Source organism: Spirosoma agri, assembly GCF_010747415.1.
Classification (GTDB): Bacteria; Bacteroidota; Bacteroidia; order Cytophagales; family Spirosomataceae; genus Spirosoma; species Spirosoma agri.
In genome coordinates this window covers 2251022-2271540 of sequence record NZ_JAAGNZ010000001.1, presented here as the reverse complement: position 1 = coordinate 2271540, position 20519 = coordinate 2251022, and the positions used below count along the sequence as shown (strand labels likewise).

At 48.1% G+C, this 20519-nt stretch carries 28 protein-coding genes; 26 read left to right on the top strand and 2 right to left on the bottom strand.

Annotated elements, in window-relative coordinates; genetic code table 11:
* Position 1: 1 nt before the first annotated feature.
* The 12 genes from GK091_RS09350 to GK091_RS09295 all read left to right on the top strand — a co-directional run bounded on the left by GK091_RS09350 (position 2) and on the right by GK091_RS09295 (position 6924).
* A complete protein-coding gene (locus GK091_RS09350; protein ID WP_164036647.1) occupies positions 2-637 on the top strand; it encodes a ParB N-terminal domain-containing protein in 636 nt (211 codons plus the stop codon).
* Positions 616-1350 (top strand): GREB1-related protein, encoded by a 735-nt coding sequence (locus tag GK091_RS09345; RefSeq protein WP_164036646.1) that lies wholly within the window; start codon positions 616-618, stop codon positions 1348-1350. Before GK091_RS09350 ends, GK091_RS09345 begins: the two co-directional genes overlap by 22 nt.
* Before the next feature lie 113 nt (positions 1351-1463).
* A complete protein-coding gene (locus GK091_RS09340; RefSeq protein ID WP_164036643.1) occupies positions 1464-2405 on the top strand; it encodes a hypothetical protein in 942 nt (313 codons plus the stop codon).
* Between the two features lie 111 nt (positions 2406-2516).
* Positions 2517-2663 (top strand): hypothetical protein, encoded by a 147-nt coding sequence (locus GK091_RS09335; RefSeq protein WP_164036641.1) that lies wholly within the window; start codon positions 2517-2519, stop codon positions 2661-2663.
* Positions 2664-2786: 123 nt separating this feature from the next.
* Complete coding sequence (locus tag GK091_RS09330) at positions 2787-2990, top strand: hypothetical protein (protein WP_164036639.1); 204 nt, start codon at positions 2787-2789, stop codon at positions 2988-2990.
* 58 nt (positions 2991-3048) lie between these two features.
* On the top strand, positions 3049-4071 hold the full coding sequence (locus GK091_RS09325) for a hypothetical protein (protein WP_164036638.1): 1023 nt from the start codon (positions 3049-3051) through the stop codon (positions 4069-4071).
* A gap of 76 nt (positions 4072-4147) precedes the next feature.
* Positions 4148-4783, top strand: coding sequence for a hypothetical protein (locus GK091_RS09320; RefSeq protein ID WP_164036636.1), 636 nt, complete (start codon positions 4148-4150; stop codon positions 4781-4783).
* A gap of 35 nt (positions 4784-4818) precedes the next feature.
* Complete coding sequence (locus GK091_RS09315) at positions 4819-5610, top strand: N-6 DNA methylase (protein WP_164036634.1); 792 nt, start codon at positions 4819-4821, stop codon at positions 5608-5610.
* Between the two features lie 120 nt (positions 5611-5730).
* Positions 5731-5898, top strand: coding sequence for a hypothetical protein (locus GK091_RS09310; protein ID WP_164036632.1), 168 nt, complete (start codon positions 5731-5733; stop codon positions 5896-5898).
* Positions 5898-6104 (top strand): hypothetical protein, encoded by a 207-nt coding sequence (locus tag GK091_RS09305; protein WP_164036630.1) that lies wholly within the window; start codon positions 5898-5900, stop codon positions 6102-6104. The genes GK091_RS09310 and GK091_RS09305 overlap by 1 nt, the downstream gene beginning before the upstream one ends.
* A gap of 77 nt (positions 6105-6181) precedes the next feature.
* Positions 6182-6355, top strand: a complete 174-nt coding sequence (locus GK091_RS09300) for a SymE family type I addiction module toxin (RefSeq protein ID WP_164036628.1) — start codon at positions 6182-6184, stop codon at positions 6353-6355.
* Positions 6352-6924, top strand: a complete 573-nt coding sequence (locus GK091_RS09295; protein WP_164036626.1) for an AAA family ATPase — start codon at positions 6352-6354, stop codon at positions 6922-6924. The genes GK091_RS09300 and GK091_RS09295 overlap by 4 nt, the downstream gene beginning before the upstream one ends.
* Positions 6925-6951: 27 nt before the next feature.
* Here GK091_RS09295 and GK091_RS09290 read toward each other — a convergent pair whose 3' ends face one another.
* Together GK091_RS09290 and GK091_RS09285 are read right to left on the bottom strand one after the other, a co-directional pair.
* On the bottom strand, positions 6952-7680 hold the full coding sequence (locus tag GK091_RS09290; protein ID WP_164036624.1) for an abortive infection system antitoxin AbiGi family protein: 729 nt from the start codon (positions 7678-7680) through the stop codon (positions 6952-6954).
* Between the two features lie 148 nt (positions 7681-7828).
* Entirely contained in the window at positions 7829-8848 is a 1020-nt protein-coding gene (locus GK091_RS09285; protein ID WP_164036622.1) for an abortive infection system antitoxin AbiGi family protein, read from the bottom strand.
* An 85-nt stretch (positions 8849-8933) separates the two neighbouring features.
* Here GK091_RS09285 and GK091_RS09280 point away from each other — a divergent pair, with 85 nt between their 5' ends.
* The 14 genes from GK091_RS09280 (at position 8934) to GK091_RS09215 (ending at position 20397) form a co-directional block, all read left to right on the top strand.
* A complete protein-coding gene (locus tag GK091_RS09280) occupies positions 8934-9443 on the top strand; it encodes a hypothetical protein (protein WP_164036620.1) in 510 nt (169 codons plus the stop codon).
* On the top strand, positions 9433-10998 hold the full coding sequence (locus GK091_RS09275; RefSeq protein ID WP_164036618.1) for a terminase large subunit domain-containing protein: 1566 nt from the start codon (positions 9433-9435) through the stop codon (positions 10996-10998). Before GK091_RS09280 ends, GK091_RS09275 begins: the two co-directional genes overlap by 11 nt.
* Positions 10999-11328: 330 nt before the next feature.
* Positions 11329-11625 carry a hypothetical protein gene (locus GK091_RS09270; RefSeq protein ID WP_164036616.1) on the top strand — a complete coding sequence of 99 codons (297 nt, stop codon included), beginning with the start codon at positions 11329-11331 and terminating at the stop codon, positions 11623-11625.
* Positions 11625-12941 (top strand): hypothetical protein, encoded by a 1317-nt coding sequence (locus tag GK091_RS09265; RefSeq protein WP_164036615.1) that lies wholly within the window; start codon positions 11625-11627, stop codon positions 12939-12941. Before GK091_RS09270 ends, GK091_RS09265 begins: the two co-directional genes overlap by 1 nt.
* Positions 12938-13936 (top strand): DUF6712 family protein, encoded by a 999-nt coding sequence (locus tag GK091_RS09260; protein ID WP_164036613.1) that lies wholly within the window; start codon positions 12938-12940, stop codon positions 13934-13936. The genes GK091_RS09265 and GK091_RS09260 overlap by 4 nt, the downstream gene beginning before the upstream one ends.
* Positions 13937-13948: 12 nt before the next feature.
* Positions 13949-14749 (top strand): hypothetical protein, encoded by an 801-nt coding sequence (locus GK091_RS09255; protein WP_164036611.1) that lies wholly within the window; start codon positions 13949-13951, stop codon positions 14747-14749.
* Between the two features lie 41 nt (positions 14750-14790).
* A complete protein-coding gene (locus tag GK091_RS09250; RefSeq protein WP_164036609.1) occupies positions 14791-15252 on the top strand; it encodes a C40 family peptidase in 462 nt (153 codons plus the stop codon).
* A gap of 201 nt (positions 15253-15453) precedes the next feature.
* Positions 15454-15891: a hypothetical protein gene (locus tag GK091_RS09245; protein ID WP_164036607.1), complete on the top strand. Its 438-nt coding sequence runs from the start codon at positions 15454-15456 to the stop codon at positions 15889-15891.
* A 44-nt stretch (positions 15892-15935) separates the two neighbouring features.
* Positions 15936-16244, top strand: a complete 309-nt coding sequence (locus tag GK091_RS09240; RefSeq protein ID WP_164036605.1) for a glucosaminidase domain-containing protein — start codon at positions 15936-15938, stop codon at positions 16242-16244.
* On the top strand, positions 16244-16444 hold the full coding sequence (locus GK091_RS09235; protein WP_164036603.1) for a hypothetical protein: 201 nt from the start codon (positions 16244-16246) through the stop codon (positions 16442-16444). Before GK091_RS09240 ends, GK091_RS09235 begins: the two co-directional genes overlap by 1 nt.
* The gene (locus tag GK091_RS09230) at positions 16431-17279 is read left to right on the top strand and encodes a hypothetical protein (protein WP_164036600.1); all 849 of its coding nucleotides are present in this window, start codon (positions 16431-16433) and stop codon (positions 17277-17279) included. The genes GK091_RS09235 and GK091_RS09230 overlap by 14 nt, the downstream gene beginning before the upstream one ends.
* A complete protein-coding gene (locus GK091_RS09225) occupies positions 17276-17776 on the top strand; it encodes a hypothetical protein (protein ID WP_164036598.1) in 501 nt (166 codons plus the stop codon). The genes GK091_RS09230 and GK091_RS09225 overlap by 4 nt, the downstream gene beginning before the upstream one ends.
* Positions 17777-19834, top strand: coding sequence for a DUF5977 domain-containing protein (locus GK091_RS09220; protein WP_164036597.1), 2058 nt, complete (start codon positions 17777-17779; stop codon positions 19832-19834).
* Between the two features lie 5 nt (positions 19835-19839).
* Entirely contained in the window at positions 19840-20397 is a 558-nt protein-coding gene (locus tag GK091_RS09215) for a hypothetical protein (protein WP_164036594.1), read from the top strand.
* The last annotated feature ends 122 nt before the right edge of the window (positions 20398-20519 follow it).

Below are 20519 nucleotides of genomic sequence, written 5' to 3'. Positions count from 1 at the left end.
CATGATCAAATTAGACTGGAGTACTCAGCAACGCAAGGTTGTTGAGCTTTTGCCTTATGAGTACAACCCTCGTAAGATGACCGCCCAGCAGAGCAAGAAGCTCCGCGAATCACTCGAAAAATTTGGGCTGGTAGAGATTCCCGTTATCAACTTCGACCGCGACGGCGGACCGGGCATTTTACTCGCCGGTCACCAACGCTGTAAGGCGTTGATACAGTTGGGACGTGGTGATGATCTGATCGATGTGCGCGTTCCAAACAGGCCATTGACTGATCAGGAGTTCAAGGAATACAACATTGCCTCGAACGCGATCAAAGGCGATTGGGTCGATGAGATTCTGCGCGATCACTTTGAAGACATTGACCTGGCTGATTTTGGCATTAGCCTGTCTGAGATGGAAGAACTTCACACCCAGGCTACCGGTAAGGAGGAAACACCCGAAATGCCCATCGTGGCTAAGTTTTCGGAGAAATATGATGCGTTTGTGATCGTGGCCACCAATGAGATCGATGCCAACCACCTAGCGGAGCTGCTCCAGTGCGAAAAAGAGAAGTCGTACAAGAGCGAGACTATGGGCATGACGCGGGTTATTTCAGCTGCTAAATTCATCGAGCTATGGAAAGCGTCAAAATCGTAATACCCAGCCATAAGCGGTGGACCAGCATCCGCACCACACAGGTCGTTTCGAATGCGGTCATTTGCGTTCCGGATAGCCAGGGCGATATCTATCGCAAGTGCAACCCTGCCGATGAAGTAGTAACGCATCCAGATAGCGTTGTCGGCTTACAGGCCAAGCGCAACTGGATTTATAAGCATTTCGGTAGCGTGTTCATGATCGACGACGATATAAGCGCTGTCAGACGCATTTACACCGATCGGGGCGAACAGATCATAATGGACCCGAAAGAAGTCTATGACCTGATTCAGCACTCAGCTGACGTGACCCGGCAGATGGACATTTATCTATTCGGTTTTGCCGACACCCCAAACCCAAAGGCGTACAACCCCATGAAGCCGGTGCAGCTGAGCGGTTGGGTCAATGGCTGTGCATTTGGATTGCTGGCCGGCTCTGGCCTCTGGTGGGACACGCAGATCACGTGTAACTGCGATTACTGGGTATCGGCACTAAACGCCTACAAACACCGCATGGCTTATCTGGACATGCGGTTTTACTTCAACCAGGTCGACACATTTGTTGGTCGGGGTGGTCAGGCTGAACATCGTAGTTTGGATGCGGAAGAACGGGATTTTGCTTACCTTCAGGGCGTGTTTGGGTCGGAAGCGATAACCCTCAAAAAGAGCAAAAACCCGCGCCACCCGTTTCAGAAAACCCTTAAACTACCTTTTTAGGTTTTGATTTATTTATGGCACTTCGTCGGCTTCTCATTCTATTCGTTCTCTCGACAGTATGTATATTTTGTAAATCGCCGGAGACTACCCCTGAAACGAAGAGTTCATGCCTTTTGAGTTCATATACTTTTCAGGGAAAATCAAAGCCAGGGCTCAACCTGAATGATAGTCGGTCTACAGAAGCGTATACATACAGTTATAATGAGCGAGGGATAGCCACGGGGGTTCATTATACTTTCTCATCGTCAGTCACTAGTTCTACTGGTATAATATCCAGTAGGACTGGTGAAAGTAAATCCACTTCCGAATTAGATCAAAACGACTTTGTTATCAAAAAAACAGTTGAAAATAATAGTTCATACTATGACGCCAGTAATAGCACAACTTATAAACAGCAGAGTATAGTCAAGACTGTTTACCAGTATGACAGTAATGGTCGCGTTGTTGGCGGAGACATAACTTACACTTCTCCTGCAACTCAAAAAGTTTATGCGACAAGCCGTGTCGATTACAAATATGATAATGCAGGTAAATTAAGCATATATACTCTTAAAGATTTTTCAGATGGACGGACCTTCACCTATAATTATTATTTTACAAATGATGTACTAACTAAATATACAGTAATTTCTCCAAACAGCACTCAGGAGATCGAGCCAGTTAAACTTGATAAGGCAGGTCATTTTGTAAGATATGGTACTGATGACTTCTTTGAAAAGTTTGCCTATGACGAGAAAGGAAATATTATTCTTTGGATAGGATCGGGATCAACTACTAGTTCATTTGATATATATGAATACGAGTATGACAGCATGAAAAACCCATTTTTACTGAATATACCTTCAAAGGGGCATCCTAATGTTGGCCTTTTTAATCGACCTGATTTTCAAAGAAATGCGAATAATATTATCAAAAAGTCTCATCGCTACAACGAATACGAAACGCCAGAAATTACCCTATTTAATCTAACTTATAACTCAGCAGGCTTACTGACAAGTAGTGTAGCTAAGGATGGGACTGAGAGTCGTCAGTATGATTATATTAACTGCAATTGATCGCTAAAATAATGGCTCGTATGAACAAAATTTATAAAGATTGACGAGTTGTTAATCCGTTTTGCTTGACATTGACTTACAGAGTTCAACACTTAATCACTCTGTAAGTCAATGTCAAGCAAGGCCAGTTATTTCCAAAAAAATGAAGGTGCCACCGAAGCCGAATACGCTAATTTTTCGTCCAGCGTAGGGCAGAAAATCGATACCTCCCACAAGCACCAACAGCTGCTACGCTTTGCGATGCAGTTCATCACCTAACTGTCATCCCTGACTTCTTTGAAGCCCCGAAGCCGACAATCTACTAAATACCACTGGTAGAACTCGTAGATCACCTGTAACTGCGATTACTGGATATCGGCACTAAACGCCTACAAACACCGCATGGCTTATCTGGATATGCGGTTTTACTTTAATCAGGTCAATACGTTTATTGGTCGGGGCGGTCAGGCTGAACATCGTAGTTTGGCTGCGGAAGAACGGGATTTTGCGTACCTTCAAGGCGTGTTTGGGTCGGAAGCGATAACCCTCAAAAAGAGCAAGAACCCGCGACACCCTTTCCAGAAAACCTTAAAATTGCCATTTTAGTAATACTTAGATTAATGATTAGTAAATCTGTCTTTTACGATAATTAACTAAAGAAATCATGGCTCAAAATAGAAAAGAAATCGATTTATCAGCTCGAGACTTGCAAGAAAATAATAAAGACAGTAAATCACTGAGTGATATTTTAAAACATATAGATGAATGGATTTGGAGCAGATCCCATAAAAAGGGAAAGTCACAAACCTTCCCTTTCGCTTTCCAAGTAACTGACAGTCAAATAACAAAGATTAACAAAAGAATAGAAAGTCTTTTCATGAAGTTTAAAGATATTTCTACTAATGATATTTTTTTTAATGGTGAAGTGCGTTTTCAGGATATATCTACTACAACATTTGACGATTTGAATGAACTTCTTGATAGGGCTGGAGACAAAAAAGATCCAGAAAAAGTCACTTTAAAGTGGCATGTATTTATAAAAGAGCTTTTAAGTAATGCAGAGATTATAATTGAATTTAATACAGAAAAACCTCTCCTTAATGAATCACCACAATGGTTCAAATATCATGTAGCTTCAATGAGAATTGATGTATACAGTCCAGCATCAGATTGGAATGAATTAGTTTTTGACGAATTAACGCCATTTGTACATACACTAAAACTAGCGGGTATGTATAAACCTCTTTTGATGTTTAAAGAAAAAATAGTTGTTGATCTATTTAGTTATACTATCGGTGTTATTGCTTGGACAATTTTCAATCAATTTCAAACTATATATAAGGATAATTTAAAGAGTATTAATGATAACAAGAGTATTAGTAGAATATTGGAACAGAAGACAATCGAAAACAAGTTCAGTGAATTTATAAAAATTTATTTCAATCACAAACCTATTGATAGTATTACAGATGCTATATTTTCCGTTGGCGTTGGTCTTACAATTTTCTATACTACTTATATAGTTTCAACTTCTCTCTTACCGAAGCTAGTCCCAAAATCAGGAATAAATATTGGCTTATCCAAACATAGATATGATAACTGGGAAAATGGATTTAAACTTGGCATATTCACTTTTTTAATCAGCGGAATATTACTCCCCATCATACGAAAACTTTTTGGAATATAAATAATTTTTCTGCATTGTTAATCCGTTTTGCTGGGAGATTTTTACAGAGTTCAACACTTAATCACTCTGTAAGTCAATGTCAAGCAAGGCCAGTTATTTCCAAAAAAATGAAGGTGCCACCGAAGCCGAATATGCTAATTTTTCGTCCAGCGTAGGGCAGAAAATTGATACCTCACATAAGCACCAGCAGCTGCTCCGCTTTGCGATGCAGTTCATTCCCCTAACCGTCGTTCCCGACTTCTTTGAAGACCACGAGGCCGACGATCTATTGCGCACTACCAGCGAACACCCACTGGAGCTGTCAAGAATCTACTTAGACCTGCTGAGTGAAGAACGGAGCGATTACAGTAAAGAAGGCGCAATCAATGACTGCCTGCGCCCATTCCCCAAAACAGACTTTGAACGCTGGGGCGATGCCAACTGGCTCAGCGACGTGTCGAACGCCTGGTTCGATAAGGAAGGTAGCCCACTGGGCACCCAGGCAATGGAGATCAGCGAGTATTACAATGGTGAAGTGACCGAGAATGATCTGGTCGAATACGTGCGCACCTGGAAGCCGGGCAAGTATCGCACGGTTCATAAACGTCAATTAGACGAACTGGAAGCCCGCTGGCTTGATCTGTTCGGCTTTAAGATCAGTAAACGATACGCCGAGAGTCTGACCGGATTGCTCGACGAATCGAAACCCGAAGAAATTATCGTTCCATTCTAAGCCCCTCGACCGAGGGGCTTTTCTTTTTTACAGCTATGCCGAAATCAACAGACGTGCCGCACGAACTGCGGCCACTCAACAAGCTATTTTCTGAACACCAGTACAAATGGGATTACAGCGAGTCATTCCGCGATTGGGTGGACTTCCTGACCGAATCATTCATGCCCACCCGTCAGGGCATTTATGAAGAGTTGAAGAAACGACACGGCGATCTGGACTGGTTCGTCCGTATGACGCAGGAATGGGTCAGGGTTCAAAGTCAAATGATCGTTGGCGACAGAGATTGGTATGACGCACTCGGCACCTACTATGAAGTGCTGGCCAGCCAGGGCAAACGCCAGATCATGGGGCAGTTCTTCACCCCGCCCTGCGTCGTGGATTTTATGACCGCTATTCAGGGAGCCGATGAAAGCCTGATCGGTAAAGGCCAGTTGGTGAATGATCCGTGTAGTGGTTCCGGAAGGATGCTATTGGCTTTCCATGCGAAGGCACCGGGCAACTATCAGTTTGGTGCCGATCTGGACCCGATCTGTGCGAAGATGACCGCTGTCAACATGTGTATTCATGGGTGCGTTGGTCAGGCGGTTTGCATGGACTCGCTCCAACCGGACCAGTGGCGATTTGGCTACCACATCAACCGCTATTTAAACAGAGGTGGTGGTCCCAGCATCGAGCCGATGACGGGCAAGGAAGAGTGCCACAGCTGGAACTTATGGCAGAACGAAAAGGCCGAATACGCCGAGAAAAAGAAGACTCAGCCGGCCCTGTCCCCTCCTACTCCCCGCATGGCAAAAGCCGCCAAAATCGGCCAAATGAGCCTGTTTTGAGCCCAAAAAATAATGGCTCGTATGAACAAAATTTATAAAGATCGACGAATTGTATATCCGTTCTGTCGGGAGACTTTTACAGAGTAGTCAGCCACTCTAAAACACTGATTTACAACGCAAATGATGTTCACGTACAAAGTATTTTTCAATGAGCCAAAAGCAGTCTGGGGACAAGGCTGCGTGCTCGTCCAAGCCGCCTGTGAAGCCACGGCGCTCCAATTCTTTACCAGCGAATTTCCTGGCTATCAGGCGACGCGTATCTATCTAACCTTTGACCTGCCCATCTAATGTACATCCGCAAAACACAATCGGTTGAGAACCCCAAAATGACGAAGAAAAAGAATATGCTGAAGCTGGTGATGAAGGAAGCGCACCGGCTCTGGAAAAAGAAGACCTGGTTGTTCTTTGGCGAGTGCGTCCGGGATGCCTGGATGTCGATCCGTTCCGGAATGCGCAAGAAACAAATCAATGTGGCTCAGGTGAGCCTATTCTAAACGAGCGAAGCCCACAGTGGGACCTGTGGGCTTCTATGTCCAACGCAGGATGTTCAACTCTTAATCAGACGATGCAAATGTACGCGAAAAGTCGAAAAATGGGCTACATGGCCCGAAAAAACATAAGCCGTCAACTGGTTTTCATGCCCTCGCTGAACCTGGGCGGTCAGTGGATGAGCAAGGCCGGATTTGTCATCGGGCAGACGGTACGGGTAACAGTCGAGTCAGGTAAAATAATCATCGAGCAATGAGTAAATACGATTTAAGAACGAAGAAGGGGTACGACTTTTTTGAGTGTAGTAGTGCGTTTCAGAAGTGCATCCGTCGTGGCCTGGAGGAACAGGCTATGTACTGGGCAGTCGAACTCTACGATAGCGGTTATGGCGAATACGTCTGGAAGCGCCTGCGGATCATGAGCAGTGAAGACGTTGGGCTGGCTGAACCGATGATGCCCGCCAACATGTGGGCGCTGTATCGCTCCTATCAGGAACAGGCCAAAAAGAAAGAGGATAAGAACGAGCCCCAGCGATTGTTTCTAACGCATGCGGTCTTGCTGATGTGTCGATGTAAGAAAAGTCGCATGGTTGACTGGACACTGATCTGGCACTGGCTCCGCCATCCGTTCCAAAAGCTGGAGATACCCGATTTCGCGCTTGATAAGCATAATGAACGGGGTAGGCAGTTAAAACGCTCTTGGGCGCATTTCTTCGACGAAGGCACTGCATTACACAATCAGGGCTATGTGGACGGTGAGAAAGAGATGCGACTGAACGCCATGAAAGCAATCAGCGATCCAAGTGAGACTGGTTTATTCGATTAACATTGTCGGTGGAGAGGATTTTATTGTTTAAAAATCCTCTCTAATCTGCTTGTTAGTAATGACACAAGTCATAAAATGATTTACAATATCTTGATAATCATTTTTGTATTTCTTTTTAAACTCTTTTTCTAAAGATTTCCTTAACCAATCTACTTCCCTTTGTTCTTTAATAATTATGTATTTCAAGTCTCTTTGCTGGAAATTTATAATATACTTCTTTAAGAGATCATTTTTTTCCTTAAGCTCTTTGCTTGATATTATGCCATATAATATAGAATACTTTTTATCTTCATCATCAAACGAAGGTAGATACCTCCACTCTCTCTCATTATAATATAAATAGTTTTTTCGCTTACGATAATTTAATGAGCTATATGGTTTTATATAAGACAAAATAGAACTATATACTTCACTAATTAATTCACCATTTTCAGGTCGATAATCACCTATATACTGCACTCCCATACTATTACGCAGGCCTTCAAATAAAAGTACGTCAGCAAATGGCTTAATATATTCTACCAAAGTATAATTGTTCTGTACATAGAACACTGGATTTAGGCCATTTCTCCTACCCCATTCTTTCGATAGTCCTACCCCATAAGAACCATACATATCAATATGATTCCTTATCTGAGATAAAGGAATATCACAAAAACAAGCCATAGGAAACATCATTGGTGGACTTATAGACAGGTTTATCTCATCATAATCTTTATCAAATTCGGAGCAATATCTTGGCGCAATTCCATCCATCAATATTGACAACAAATGTTTTTTCTTTGTGAAATGAAACAGTGAATTCGCACTTAAAGTTGGCATTTGTACAGGGAATATTAAAGGTATAACTTATATTGAATACAAATTGATTTACACAATAAAGTATTTGAAAATAAATTAGCTTTCAGAAATCCTCTTTTATTTGCTCACAAGTAATAATTTTAGTTGCTAGTAAGTTTATTGCACTATCTGTAAACTTTCCTGGTTGTAAAATATGTAATCTTCTCAAAGCATCTATTAGATCGTTTATTTCTGTTTCATTCTTCAAAATTATATACTTCACTTTCTCTAACGCAAATGAGAGATGAAAACGTGGTGATATAGCTAATGCATCATTTAATTTCGCTCTAGTCTCTTTTGTTGCCCTTGCTGAAAAAATGTGAGGGTTGAATCTTTCAATTAGCTCTTCATTACTTACACCAGCTTGAATTGACTTTGATAAGAACTTAGTTATATTTTCTTTATATATATTTTTATCTACATTTCTTGGTTTACTGATCATGGCAACCTCCACTAAATACTCTGGCACAGTTTTATCATCTGTATTTTTGAACGTCGGTGTAAAGCGCCACTCTCTCTCATCGTAATAACAGTAGTTCTCGTATACTTTATCTACTTTAATAAATTTACCATAATAAGGTTTGTAAAACTTCTGCATTGTGCCAAAAGCCAACGATTTAGTGAATATTTTATGTGCAATTTCGGAAAGGTCAATCTTAGCTCCGATATCGATTTGTTGACTTAAACGAATAATAGAATTTCTAAGCTCTTGGTTATTAGAATGATTAATTAAGGGAATCAAAATATCATCAAGTCCCTTAGCAATGCGATTATAGTCATTCACAAACTCAGAGTCTTTGGTTATATAAAACACTGGGTTTAATCCTTCCTGTATACCCCAATCTTTTTCTAAACCAATTCCATACTGGCCATACGTATTAATATGATTTCTAAGTTGAGACACTGGCAAATCACAGAAGCAAACCATTGGAACAAGAGATCCATGCTCATCTTTATCAAAGACACCATTACCATCATAGAACTCTTTGCTAAGCCTAGGAATGAATCCCTTATCAAAAATATTAATAAGCCATTTCAACTTATCAGTAAAGTGAAAAAGGGTGTTTGCGCTTAAAATTGACATACATATATGTTTTGAATTAAATCTAGTAATTAAGTCCTAGCATACCAAAAAGCTACTCACTACTCTTGTGCGTAGCTTTTTTTATATGGACAATAGCATTACTAAAGCCGCTCAGGCAGTTGATAAACTCGACAAGTTCCGTGATCATTTGTTGCACCGTACCGAACTCAAAAAGAGCGAGGTAGAAACGCTGGAAAAGTACCGCAAGTGCTTTGGCTGGCGTTGCAAGCTATTTTCACCCCAGCAGGTGGTCAATATGCTGATGCAGGAATACACCCTGAAGTATTCCCAGGCCTACCAGCTAATGGCCGAATCGACACGGCTCTATGGCAAGGTTGAAGACATTGACCGTGAAGGCTCCCGCAAAATTCTTATTGAAAGTTTGTATGTGGCCATGTCGATAGCCGTAAAGGACAAAAACGCCGAAGCCATCATTGCGGCCACTCGTGAAATCGCCAAGCTATCGAAGGTATACGACGATCAGTCGCCACTCAGCCCCGATGAGATGATGCCTGCTCGGGTGGTTAAATACGTGCAGAACAACGTCACGATCAATAACCTAACCACCGCAGAGGGCCAAACCGATGAGCAGTAAAGAAGCGATCGTGCGGCTGAATGGTAAGCAGCTGCAATTCCATCAACGGATTACCACCAATCAGGCCGACGTTAAAAAAGACGGGGTAGGCTATCAGGGTGGATTTCGGGCCACGTTCCAGGGCGCTCGTGGCTCGGGCAAGTCGCGTGAACTGTGCCATTTGATTGCTGAATCGGCTTTCCAATTACCGCGCGCTAAAGCTGGGCTGGCGGGCCTGACCTATCGACAGGTACAGGATATCATCTTGTCGCAGGCCGGTGCCGTACTGGAGGAACATGGGTTGCATGAGTACAACCAGAAAACCGGTTTTGGGCACTACGTTATTAACCGACGTCCGCCTGATCACTGGTACACGGCCATTAACCCCATCCGCACCTTTGATAACTGTTTAGCTTTCGCCAATGGCTACACCGTTCAGTTCGTCTCTGCCGATCGGGAAGAAACCACGCGGGGTTCTAACTTCGATCAGCTGTATATTGACGAATCAGCTACGATCAAAGAGAACTTTTACAATAAGGTACTCCGTCCCACCGTCCGCGCCAATAAGCATGTCTACAAAGACACACGTCCAGGGCGGAAGGGATTCAACCACCCCCTTCACTGGTTAATTGCTGATTTCACCTCAGCGCCCTGGCTACCGCAAGGCCAATGGGTGTATAAGACGGAAGAACTCCAGAAGATCAATCCGGAGAAGTACTTCTTCATGGAATCGACCGCCTATGATAATCTGGAATTTCTACCCGGCTCATTCATTGAGGATCAGCGCGAGGCCTGTGGCGATGAGCTGACCTTTAACGTGGAGATTCTAAACCACCGGGTTACGCGCATACCCAATGGGTTTTACCACGCCCTAGATGCCTCGCGTCACGCCTATGCGATGGCCTATGGCTATCAGTTCGATGATGTAAAGCGTCTTTATGTGGATGAGCGAACGGATTACGATCCGAACAAACCGGTAGAAGCGAGCCTGGACTTTAACGCTGAGTTCACCTCTATGCTCTTGGCTCAGGACCATCATTCGGAGTACCGTTTCATTGACAGCCTATGGGTAAAGACCGCTACCGAGAGCTTAGTGGAGAAATTAGCCACTGACTTTGGTGAGAAGTATTCAGGCCACCGCAAGAAAGTCCTCTACGTCTTTGGCGATAATGGTGCCCATAAAAAGGATGCCGGTCGTAACAAGACCTACTTTGGTATTTTTAGTGATACCCTCAAGGCTAAAGGCTGGACGATCGTCGATAAGGTTCAAGCGTCTTATCCGCCTTATTCGGTTCGCTATCGTGTGATCAATGCCTTACTGCAAGAGAGCAATGTTCGCTTGCCTAAGATTCGTATCAACGAGTCAGCCTGCAAAGCCCTGTTGATCTCCCTTCAGTCAGCGCCCGTCGATGGCACAACGTATGAGAAGATCAAGAAGTCAGAACACAACAAAGCGTTGCCGCAAGAGTTCGCAACACACTTGTCTGACTGCTTCGACTATATCCTATTCAAGAAGTTCAGCAAGTATGTCGCCGTTGGTGGCACAACCCGCAGTGGCGGCATTGTGATCCGCTGACCGCGAACAGCCGTTCGGCTTCATCCAATCTTTCAATTTCGTTTTCTCGTTCTCGACAGCGCCAACTCGCCCGCGCTGTCGAGCCCACGCGTCCAAAAGTGGCCGGCATATATTCATTTTTTTCGTTTTGGCGATCGCCAGTTTCGCTATAGCGTGGGCGATCAGTCTTGAGTGAACCGGAAAAAAGGTGCCCCGTTTTCGGCTTAACTCGTTGGTAGTGAATTTAGACCCATCCGACTAGACCGGAAAAACCGGAAAAACACCCAGCAAAAAGTTTCGTCCTACTCTGCCAGTGCCCCAAACCCGAACATTGTATCAAAAAAACGGGGCATGTTCGGCATTTATCTCTCTCAGGTCTTAGCAGAATATCGGGCGAGTGGCACCTCTGGCCACAGTCCGTACTTCGATCTGACCTACCGCAAACAAGACGGTTCGTTTGGCACGAAAACCAGCGTTTGTCGCCGGGCGGGTGAAACGATTGGTCCCAAGAAAGACCTCACCAGCATTAAGCACGAGAACCGGCAGGCCGGAAAGCTACACCTGGTCGACAAGAACGGCCACAAGTTCGAGCTGCACATTCCCTTGCTCCTTTCCTTCAACGGCAAAACGATTGACCACCGCTTCTAATGGACGTTTCTAAACTCGGCACAGCTGCTTTTTTGACCAGTGGCCAGCCTTCGGCTGCGGTCAGCTTTAAAGAAGGCAATCAGGATACCAATTCGGTCAAGGGGACGCAGAAACGCACCGTTCGCGTTGGCAATACCTCATACAATTACTATCCGTGGGGCAGCAATAATAAGCTGCCTAACGAGATGATTGACCTGTATCGCTCCAATGGCGACGTGATGAACCTGGTCCAGACGCGTGCAGACTTTCTATTCGGTTCCGGATGCGGCTGGTTCAAGCACAGCATGGACGGGAAAGACCTGGTCATGACGCCCTACAGCGACGCTAAAACCAAGGCATTTGACGAGTTGAATGACCTGGAAGAACTCGCCAACGGGCAGATGACCTACCTCGTGGAGACGGGTAATGTCTTTATGAACCACAGCCGGGAAGGGAGTCAGCTAATTCTCTCGACTCGTGACAGCCTGACGGTTCGGGCGGTAATGGCAACGGGTGCGAAGGTCGATAAATGGCTACTGGCTCCCGACTGGAGTAACCCAAAAAATGTAGTGGTTCTCCCGGCTTATAACGAACGGACTAAGACTGCCCCCGAAACCATCTACCAGTTGAAACGGCAGCAGTCAGGCCAGTTCTACTATGGTTTTGCTATCTGGTGGGCGGCTCAGGAATGGATTCGCTTGGCGAACCGGATTCCCGGCTTTCATAATTCGGGACTCGATACCGAGTACAACGCCAATAAAATTTGCCGGGTGGCCGAAGCTTACATCGACAAGTTTGGCGGGGACACCGACGAGACGAAGGACAAGTTTCGCGACAAATTTTATAAGCAGGTTGATGAGATTCTGTTCAATAAAGAGGGTAAACGGCGAGTGATCTTCGACGAGTGCGCTATGGGCGTCGATGGTAAAATGGTGCCATACATTGAGTTCGAGAACATACCCACTACGCTAACGGGCAAAGAGTATTCGGAACTCTACAACATTGCCGTTACGGCCTTCGCCAATGCGTCCGGCATTCTTTCCGGACTGGCGGGCGTATCCGACGGGAAGGTGCTGGGTGGATCGGGTTCCGAACTGCGCGTTTCTGCCGAATACCAGCAGTTCTACCGCACCCCCCGCGAGCGTCAGGTCATCCAGAGCTACTGGAACCGCGTCATCAAACGCGAATTGGGCCTACCCGGCGACGTGTTTTTTGGCTTCAAAAACATCCTGCTCGAAACGCTTGACAACGAAAAGTCAGGCTCCAGCAAGAAAACCACCTCATCGGGTACCACTGCCGATCCCGACACAAAAACCGCTAAACAGACGGGCAAATGATCATCAATACCATCGACGGGTTGAAACTGCATTTAGGCCGGTCGATCAGTCAGGCGACAACGCTGGCCTTTATTCAGCCCTTTATCCATCTGGCCGAAGATGAGTTTATCCGTACGGCCATTGGTCCCGAATTACTAGCGGAACTGAATACGCTGCTGGCGAATGCGTCGGCTACGCTTAGTCCGGCCAACAAAGAACTGGTGACCCGGCTCCAACGCGCCCTGGCCTTTTACACCTATCTCAAGTACCTGCCCTATTCATTGGGCAATGATGGGGATAACGGCTTGCAGGAGCAAAAAACCGACAAATCCGAACCGGTGCGTATGGGTGTGTTGGATAAACGGCTACGGGAAACGGCTGACAATGCGGCTAAAGCACTGGAGCAGGCATTAATCTATCTGTACCAGAACCGGAAACAGTACCCAACCTGGCTAACTTCTGACGCCTACAAGCGGTCGAGTGCCCTCTTTATCTTTTCAGCAACCGAATTGACAGAGCACTTGCCTCAAGTGGCGGGCAGTTACCGTCTGTTTGTATCGCTGGTTCCGTATCTGCATCAGGCCGAAAAAACCAGCATCAAGCCCCTGCTCGGCTCGGAGCAGTACGACGATCTGAAAGCCAAGCGTGTCGGCACAACCCCGTTGCAACCCACCGACATTCGCCTGATGGAAGCAGTTGGTCAGGCTACCGCTTCCGTCGCCTATGCCAAAGCCCTATACCATCTGAACGTACAGCAAACGGCGGGTGGCGGTCTGCGCATTCTCTCTGATTTTGATGGCATTTATAACCAGAAGGCGGTCGATACAAAGGTCTTGCTCGAAGCTCAGCGCAACGCTGATGCTGACGCATCCAGCGCGCTGAGTGCCCTAAAAACCTACCTGACCGAGAACGCGAATCAGTATCCGCTATATAAAAACAGCGATCGCTACACCGCCAAAGGCCCCAACGAGCTTCCCGACAATTCACAATACCAGGGCGTTTTTCGCCTGCGTTAACCACCTCCCTCCATGAAAAAAAACGATAAACCAACCACTATGGTAGCCCGCGAGCAACCCAAACAAAACACCTTTCGGGTCACTAAACCCGATGATAATGAGCTGGATAGTGCCGACCAGCTGGTACAGGAAGTAGCCAACGAGGAAGCCGAACTAGCGGCCGTCGAAGAAGGCATTGCCCAACGCAAAGCGGATCTGGCCGAACGGCAGCGAAAAGCCAATGAAGCCGTACGTCAGGACAAGCTCAACAAACGCTCTGTGTTGTTGGAAGATGCCGCTGATTGGCGTGAAATGGCACGTACCAATCCCGACGCCGTGAAAGCGAAAGACTTCCTGCGTCGGGCCAAAGAAGCCGAAGCGGAAGCGACCCAGTTAGGGGCAGAGCTGAACCTAAATGAACCCGCTCCGGAAGCCTCAAAAGTACTGACTCCCTTAAAACCGCTATCGACCAATAAGGCCATTCAAATCATTGTGGGTCTGTTTCTGGGCTTTGTGGTGCTGACTTACTGGCTTGGTGCTCCGCTTTCTGCCGACCCCAACAACGCAATGGGTCAATCCATGATGGCGAATGCACCGGTTCGCGCCCTGCTCTCCTTCACGCTGACCTTTCTAACGTTCCTGGTCAGTGTCTTTTTCATCCGTGTTGCATTCCCTCAATTCTATCGTATATGGCACAATCGAATCGATTCCGAGCGATCGCTGGAATCCTTAATCAACGAATCGCCCGCCTGGGCCGTATTGCTCTTCTTGCTGGGCTTGTTCTACACGTTCATGCAGCTGTTTGCCAGTTTCTACCAGGCACTGTACGCGTAGCGACGCCCGGCGTAGACAGCCTCCATCAAAAACGGGTCTGTGTGCTGGAAACGGCCAGTTCACAGGCCCACGTGAAGGAGAAGTCGAACCGCAATGACCACCCGCAGATTGACGCTTATTTCAAAGCTATTGGCTGGCCGCATCCGGAACGTGTGGCCGCCAGTGCCAAGCCCTGGTGCGGTGCCTTTGTGGGCTGGGTGTTGAAACAATGCGCCATTCAGACGCCCAAAGGGTCGAATCTGGCAGCGGTGGCGGCCTACAATGCGATGAAGAAACTGCACCTACCCGCTGGCTCTCATGCCATACCGGGCGATGTAGTCACCTACCGCACCTGGAGCCACGTCGAGTTTGTGACCAACTGGCCGCTCGATCCCCGTATTCGGGTGTTCTATGCCGTTGGTGGCAATACGACTGCTGGCAACTCCATACAGGGCGTCTACGTCAACATTCCCCGCCCTAAAAACTACGTGCGTCACATTGTGCGCCTAATCCCCGAAGTGTAATGAACAAACGTCTACAAGTCCCGCTGTGGTTGATGGGCTTAGCCATTATAGCACAGATCCTGATGGGCCTGCTGAATGTCCATCTGATCAATAAGCAGTTTAACCAGCCCAAAGTATGGGCGCTCGACTCGACCACGTATTACAAAACGCTGGAAGGGCAGGGCAAACTAAATCTAAATCTGTATTTACAGGAGCAGGCCCATGAAGAACGGTTACGCAAATTGGATAAAAAACGCCTGGCGCGTTTCCGCCAGATTGATTCTCTGTCTGGCGATGCTTTACAGCACGAAATCGACCGGATGTACAACGGACTCCCTAAAGCGGCTCGACCCCAAGCCGATTCGACTCACCGAAGCCGGAGCGCGTCAGGTGCTCAGGGACAAAGCCGAGTTGATCATGCTGATCGGAAAAGTACAGTCTCAGGACACCCTACTAGCTCAGCAACGGCAGGCGCTGACGAGTCAGGGACGAACGATCAAACAACTCAACGAAGGCCATCAGCAGGAAAAGAACCGGGTCACGACTGTCCAATCCCAACTGGACGACACGCGGAAGAAACTGCGCTCGGCTCGACTGGAGAACTGGCTGGTTCGGGGAGCCGCCGTGTTGTACGTGGTCGTGAAACTGAAACTCATCTGAACTACTGGCAGCTGATCAGCCGTCAGGGTTATGTTTATCCTGACGTGGCGTTCGCCATTAGTGCGGTTGAAACGGGTTACTGGTATCGACCCAGTGAAGGTCATAACCTATTCGGCATGAAGAAGAACGGGCGCGGTTTCTACGAGAGCCTATCCCCTACTGGCTATTGTCTGTATCGGCGCAAGTCCAGCTCACTGGCGGATTATGGAGCCTATGAAAAACAGGTTATCGCCAAGTATAATCTGCAATCCAGACAGGCATACGTTGACCATATCTGTCGCCGGTTTTGTCCTAACCCGGCGTATCGGGGCAAACTAGCTTTGGCTTTTCAAACGCTCAAAGCACTGACCTGATGACCCCGACTGTAACCAACATCATTACCACCCTAGCCGGCCAGGTCGTTTCGTTCGGCCTGGCCGCTTTTGCTTGGCAGTATGTCCAAGAACGGCTGAAGAAGATCGATGATGTAGATCGCCGGGTACACCGGTTGGAGAACCGCGACGAAATGCGTAAAGAACTTGGCCTAGATAAACACCGTCATGAAAACAATTGAGTTTGGTAGCAAGACCTACCGGGTCGCTGAAAACTGGTCAGAGTTGACGCCTGATCAATATAAAGAATTGATTATGTGCCCCCGCCTGAAAGCGGACGGTTCGTTTGAAACGCTCGACAATGAAGCAGCTGCCTGCCGGGCCTGGCTGGGCATGAGTCCTAAAGTGTGGGCTAACCTGCAACTCGCCCACTGGCAGTGGGGTCAACTGCGTAGTCAGTTCGGCTGGCTGTTTACGACCAAGCCCGAAGGCAAGCCCCCAGTTAGCTCATTTGTTCACAAAGGGCCGGGCCGCCGTGCGGTGAATTTCCATCTGCCGGCAGATGGGTTTGCCGATACGACTGCGGTCGAGTTAAGCTTCGCCAACATGGCCTACCTGAACTTTGCCAATCCACAAGAACCGACCCCCGAAGCCCTCGACCAGCTGATTGCTACCCTATGCCGGCCACGTCGCGCAGACTGGCGGAAGTTTCAGAAATCGAATAACTGGAATGGCGACGTGCGCGAACCCTTCAACGAGTCCCGCATGGTGGCCAGAGCCAAAGACCTGGCTAGCCTCGATGTCAGCCTGAAGCTGGTTGTACTGGATTATTTTGAGCGGATGAATAACCAGTTTCTGGAGCAGTACGGGGAGTTGTTCGGCTCCGATCGGCAACCGCGCTACGGCGATGGTCGGGGTTGGGTCATGCTGCTGAAAAACGTAGCGAAGGAATCTCACTTTGGCGATTTCGATAAGGTGTGTCAAACCCCCGCCCACTTGCTGTTTGCCAGTATGCTCGATGATCTGCTCGATGCGCAGGATGCCGAAGAAAACGCCAAAAAACAACAACCGTCATGATCACCGACCTACTGAGCCTAACGGCTTTCTTTGAACAGATCGCCACCGGTACCGAGGGCATTGCCGTTTTCCTGCCGTTATCAAACGCCGAGAAAGCCGTGGACGAAATAAGTGCCTACTACAACGACAATTATGGGGGTACGACTGCCTTTTTTCAGGTGGCCGAAATGCACCGAAAAAATAATCATTCGGGATTAGAGCAACTAACGTTCTTCTGTTCGCTCACCGTAGCCGAGAAGCCCGAAGACACCAGCGCCCGCGCCGGCCTGCAAACCCGCGACAGGACCATGAAAGTGCTGCTGTCGATGCTGGGAACCATCCAGCTACAGGCTGATGCCAGCGCGGATACCGTAGAGCCGGGCGTTTCTGCCTACGAATTTACCATCGAACCGTCTGAGCGCATTTTCCCGATCGGCATGCTGGCCAACGTCAATCTGGAAGGCCACTACCTAGATATTGACGTCAAGATTTCTGCCAACCATCTTTTGTATTCGTAAATGGACGCACTTGCCCCGCTTACTTTTTTGCCCCTTCGATTTTCCCGCAACCCGATGGCCTACACCATCGACGCCGTAGCCGACTCGCCAAACCGGGCTGGTCTGGCCTACTACCTGACGCTCAAAAAGCCCAAAACGTATGGTTCAGGCGACTACGATGAGCTGATTACCCTGCCGGGCCGGGAGTTTCCCCCGCGCACGGAACTGGGCGCTACCATCTATCCCGGAGCGAGCTTTGATGTGGGCGTATTCATCGACGACTTTTTACGATCAACCGCACCGGTAGTCGGGCAAACGGGGATTGTCACCTGCGGGGATATGATTACCCCTTACCTGACGCGGACCTGGGTGGAACAGGATGGTGTACCCGTCGCCGGTACCGACAAAACGCTGGCCCTCGAATATGCCATTAAAGGTGCCCTGTCGGTCGAGCAGTTCGCCGGCTGGCGTGATCAGTTCTTTACGACGTTTCTGGCGCAATCGCGTCAGTTTCTCACCTGGCAGCCCAGTGAGAAATGGGTCGATACGGTGCAGCCCGAATTTTTGTACTACCTGGTCAACTTCACCCCCAAACCGGCTGAGTTGCGTCTGCGCATCGATATCGTTTATGATGATGCCAGTACAGAAACGATTACGGCACAGCGCATGACCACGGTCAGCCAGTATGTGGTCTATGGAATTCCCGTCGGCTTTGTGGCGCTGGGTCTGCCCGAGCGCGAAGCCGCTACCGGCAGAGTCGTGCATGCGTATTCGGTCTGGATGGCGAACGAGTCTAACCAGCGACTCAGCGAAGTGCGGACCTACTATGTCAATCGGGATTTTGACGCCAATGTTGTGTATTTGCTGTTTCGCAACTCGCTGGGTGGGTATGATACCCTACGCTGTACGGGGCAGACCTCTCGCACCCTAGCCGTATCAGGCACGGATGGACAGCGCGCGCTCGATCCTTCGTATCTGCCGACCACTGCCGAACTGTTTAAAAAGAACCGGATCGCCGAGCGTACCCTAACGGTCGCCACGGGTCTGCGGGATGGGGATCAGCTCGATTATCTGACCGAGTTGGTTCTGAGCGAGGATCTGTTCGTCGTCACGCAGGAAGGGTTTGTGGCCCTTTCTCTACCCGACTCGGCAGATACGGTACTGGCCCTGCGATCGGACGATGAAGATCTGGCCGGGCGGGTGCTGACGTTTCGGTACGCCAAAAACGAGGTCGCTTACTCCAATTTGCCCAGTCCACCTACCGCACCCGCCCGGCCTACGCGCTGGCTCCCGACCAACCCCTTCTGTCTGATCGACAGTAACGGGCTACGCACCGGCTACCTGGGTGCGGCCAAGCTGGAGCTGCGCTACGCTGACGACGGTAGCCTGGTCAAACCGCTCCGCAGCAAAGCCAACGTCGCCGGTACGGAAGGCTACACCCCAGCGGTTCTGTCGTCGGCCTGCACCACAACGCCCTTCGTCAACAGTGCCGTTCAGCAGGCGGGCAGCTATAAACGAAACAACTGTGGTGCCGATCAGGATGCAACTGTCGCCCTATTAACAATACCTGCGGGTATATACGGAGCCGAAACAGCAGCGCAGCTACAGAGTCGCATCGATCAGGCCCTGAAAGTGATGGACACCCAGGCGTATGCCAATCAATACGGCTCGTGCCTGGCTAACCCGGCTGGCTACAGCTACAATGTCCCCGTTAATCACTGGCACTACCGGGGCAATTCACCCAGCCGGTTAGGTATCGAGACCAGTGGCGCTCCCTACATGGGCAATGCCTGGACGATGCAGGGACAGGGCGGCTCGTTCATCTATCCGACGGGCAGTAATGACCTGAACTTTCCTTCGACTGATTTCAACCCCGACCAGTGGCGACTATTCACCACCGGCACCGCTGGCGCTTCGGCTCGGTTACGTTTGTTTCGGAACGGCGATTTGTACCTGGATAAAACGTTTGTCTTCAATCCGGATGGTTATGAATATCATGGTTTGTTCACCAAAACGAATGGCAGTTCATTGACCGTGGCTAGTATGGATAAATTGTATGTTCAACTTCTTGATCTGTAAGCAGTATGGGATTCGCTGTTACACTTTCAGAAGAACAGTTTAAAGAAGTAGCTACGGACGTGATCGGCAACATTGTCGCCGAAGCCACTGTAGTCATGCAACGCAAGTTGCAGGCCGCTGGCTACGTATTATCTGGCGAACTACTGAACTCGCTACGTCATCAATCGGTGGTGGTGGCGCGTGATCTGTACGCCGAATTCAGCATTGGCTTCGCGGGCTATGGTCGGTTCAAGGATATGCGTAATCTGCTTTATGGCAAGTTGCCCCCGGTGGAGGTGATGGAAGAATACGTGCGCGACATTGGGCTGGATAAATTCAAATACGTGCCTGGCTACCTGTTGGGTGCCAAATACCGGGTGCTGCACATTCCAGACACGAGGGCTATTAACCGCATTGCCTGGGGGATCGCCATCAACAGACTCAACAAGGGGGTAAAACTCGGCAAAAATCGAAATGCGTTCTACAACCCAACGCGCGGGAAATTGATCTATGAAACAGGTTATAAACTACTGGGGTCAATGCCAGAACCGATTTTGAAGGTAATGAAAGCGCAGTTTTTGTAATTGTCTGTCATTTGCTTATCATTCGTTTGTCATTTGTTTACCATTCGTTTGTCATTTGTTTACCATTCGTTTGTCATTTGTTTACCATTCGTTTGCCATTTGCTTACCATTCGTTTGTCATT

Coding starts and splice junctions, on each gene's coding strand:
- GK091_RS09215 (WP_164036594.1), top strand. CDS start 19,840: ATGGGATTCGCTGTTACACTTTCAGAAGAACAGTTTAAAGAAGTAGCT.
- GK091_RS09330 (WP_164036639.1), top strand. CDS start 2,787: ATGGCTTATCTGGATATGCGGTTTTACTTTAATCAGGTCAATACGTTT.
- GK091_RS09350 (WP_164036647.1), top strand. CDS start 2: ATGATCAAATTAGACTGGAGTACTCAGCAACGCAAGGTTGTTGAGCTT.
- GK091_RS09255 (WP_164036611.1), top strand. CDS start 13,949: ATGAAAAAAAACGATAAACCAACCACTATGGTAGCCCGCGAGCAACCC.
- GK091_RS09305 (WP_164036630.1), top strand. CDS start 5,898: ATGTACATCCGCAAAACACAATCGGTTGAGAACCCCAAAATGACGAAG.
- GK091_RS09270 (WP_164036616.1), top strand. CDS start 11,329: ATGTTCGGCATTTATCTCTCTCAGGTCTTAGCAGAATATCGGGCGAGT.
- GK091_RS09235 (WP_164036603.1), top strand. CDS start 16,244: ATGACCCCGACTGTAACCAACATCATTACCACCCTAGCCGGCCAGGTC.
- GK091_RS09275 (WP_164036618.1), top strand. CDS start 9,433: ATGAGCAGTAAAGAAGCGATCGTGCGGCTGAATGGTAAGCAGCTGCAA.
- GK091_RS09300 (WP_164036628.1), top strand. CDS start 6,182: ATGTACGCGAAAAGTCGAAAAATGGGCTACATGGCCCGAAAAAACATA.
- GK091_RS09230 (WP_164036600.1), top strand. CDS start 16,431: ATGAAAACAATTGAGTTTGGTAGCAAGACCTACCGGGTCGCTGAAAAC.
- GK091_RS09310 (WP_164036632.1), top strand. CDS start 5,731: ATGATGTTCACGTACAAAGTATTTTTCAATGAGCCAAAAGCAGTCTGG.
- GK091_RS09285 (WP_164036622.1), bottom strand. CDS start 8,848: ATGTCAATTTTAAGCGCAAACACCCTTTTTCACTTTACTGATAAGTTG.
- GK091_RS09260 (WP_164036613.1), top strand. CDS start 12,938: ATGATCATCAATACCATCGACGGGTTGAAACTGCATTTAGGCCGGTCG.
- GK091_RS09265 (WP_164036615.1), top strand. CDS start 11,625: ATGGACGTTTCTAAACTCGGCACAGCTGCTTTTTTGACCAGTGGCCAG.
- GK091_RS09280 (WP_164036620.1), top strand. CDS start 8,934: ATGGACAATAGCATTACTAAAGCCGCTCAGGCAGTTGATAAACTCGAC.
- GK091_RS09220 (WP_164036597.1), top strand. CDS start 17,777: ATGGACGCACTTGCCCCGCTTACTTTTTTGCCCCTTCGATTTTCCCGC.
- GK091_RS09225 (WP_164036598.1), top strand. CDS start 17,276: ATGATCACCGACCTACTGAGCCTAACGGCTTTCTTTGAACAGATCGCC.
- GK091_RS09290 (WP_164036624.1), bottom strand. CDS start 7,680: ATGGATGGAATTGCGCCAAGATATTGCTCCGAATTTGATAAAGATTAT.
- GK091_RS09320 (WP_164036636.1), top strand. CDS start 4,148: ATGTCAAGCAAGGCCAGTTATTTCCAAAAAAATGAAGGTGCCACCGAA.
- GK091_RS09295 (WP_164036626.1), top strand. CDS start 6,352: ATGAGTAAATACGATTTAAGAACGAAGAAGGGGTACGACTTTTTTGAG.
- GK091_RS09245 (WP_164036607.1), top strand. CDS start 15,454: ATGAAGAACGGTTACGCAAATTGGATAAAAAACGCCTGGCGCGTTTCC.
- GK091_RS09315 (WP_164036634.1), top strand. CDS start 4,819: ATGCCGAAATCAACAGACGTGCCGCACGAACTGCGGCCACTCAACAAG.
- GK091_RS09345 (WP_164036646.1), top strand. CDS start 616: ATGGAAAGCGTCAAAATCGTAATACCCAGCCATAAGCGGTGGACCAGC.
- GK091_RS09335 (WP_164036641.1), top strand. CDS start 2,517: ATGTCAAGCAAGGCCAGTTATTTCCAAAAAAATGAAGGTGCCACCGAA.
- GK091_RS09325 (WP_164036638.1), top strand. CDS start 3,049: ATGGCTCAAAATAGAAAAGAAATCGATTTATCAGCTCGAGACTTGCAA.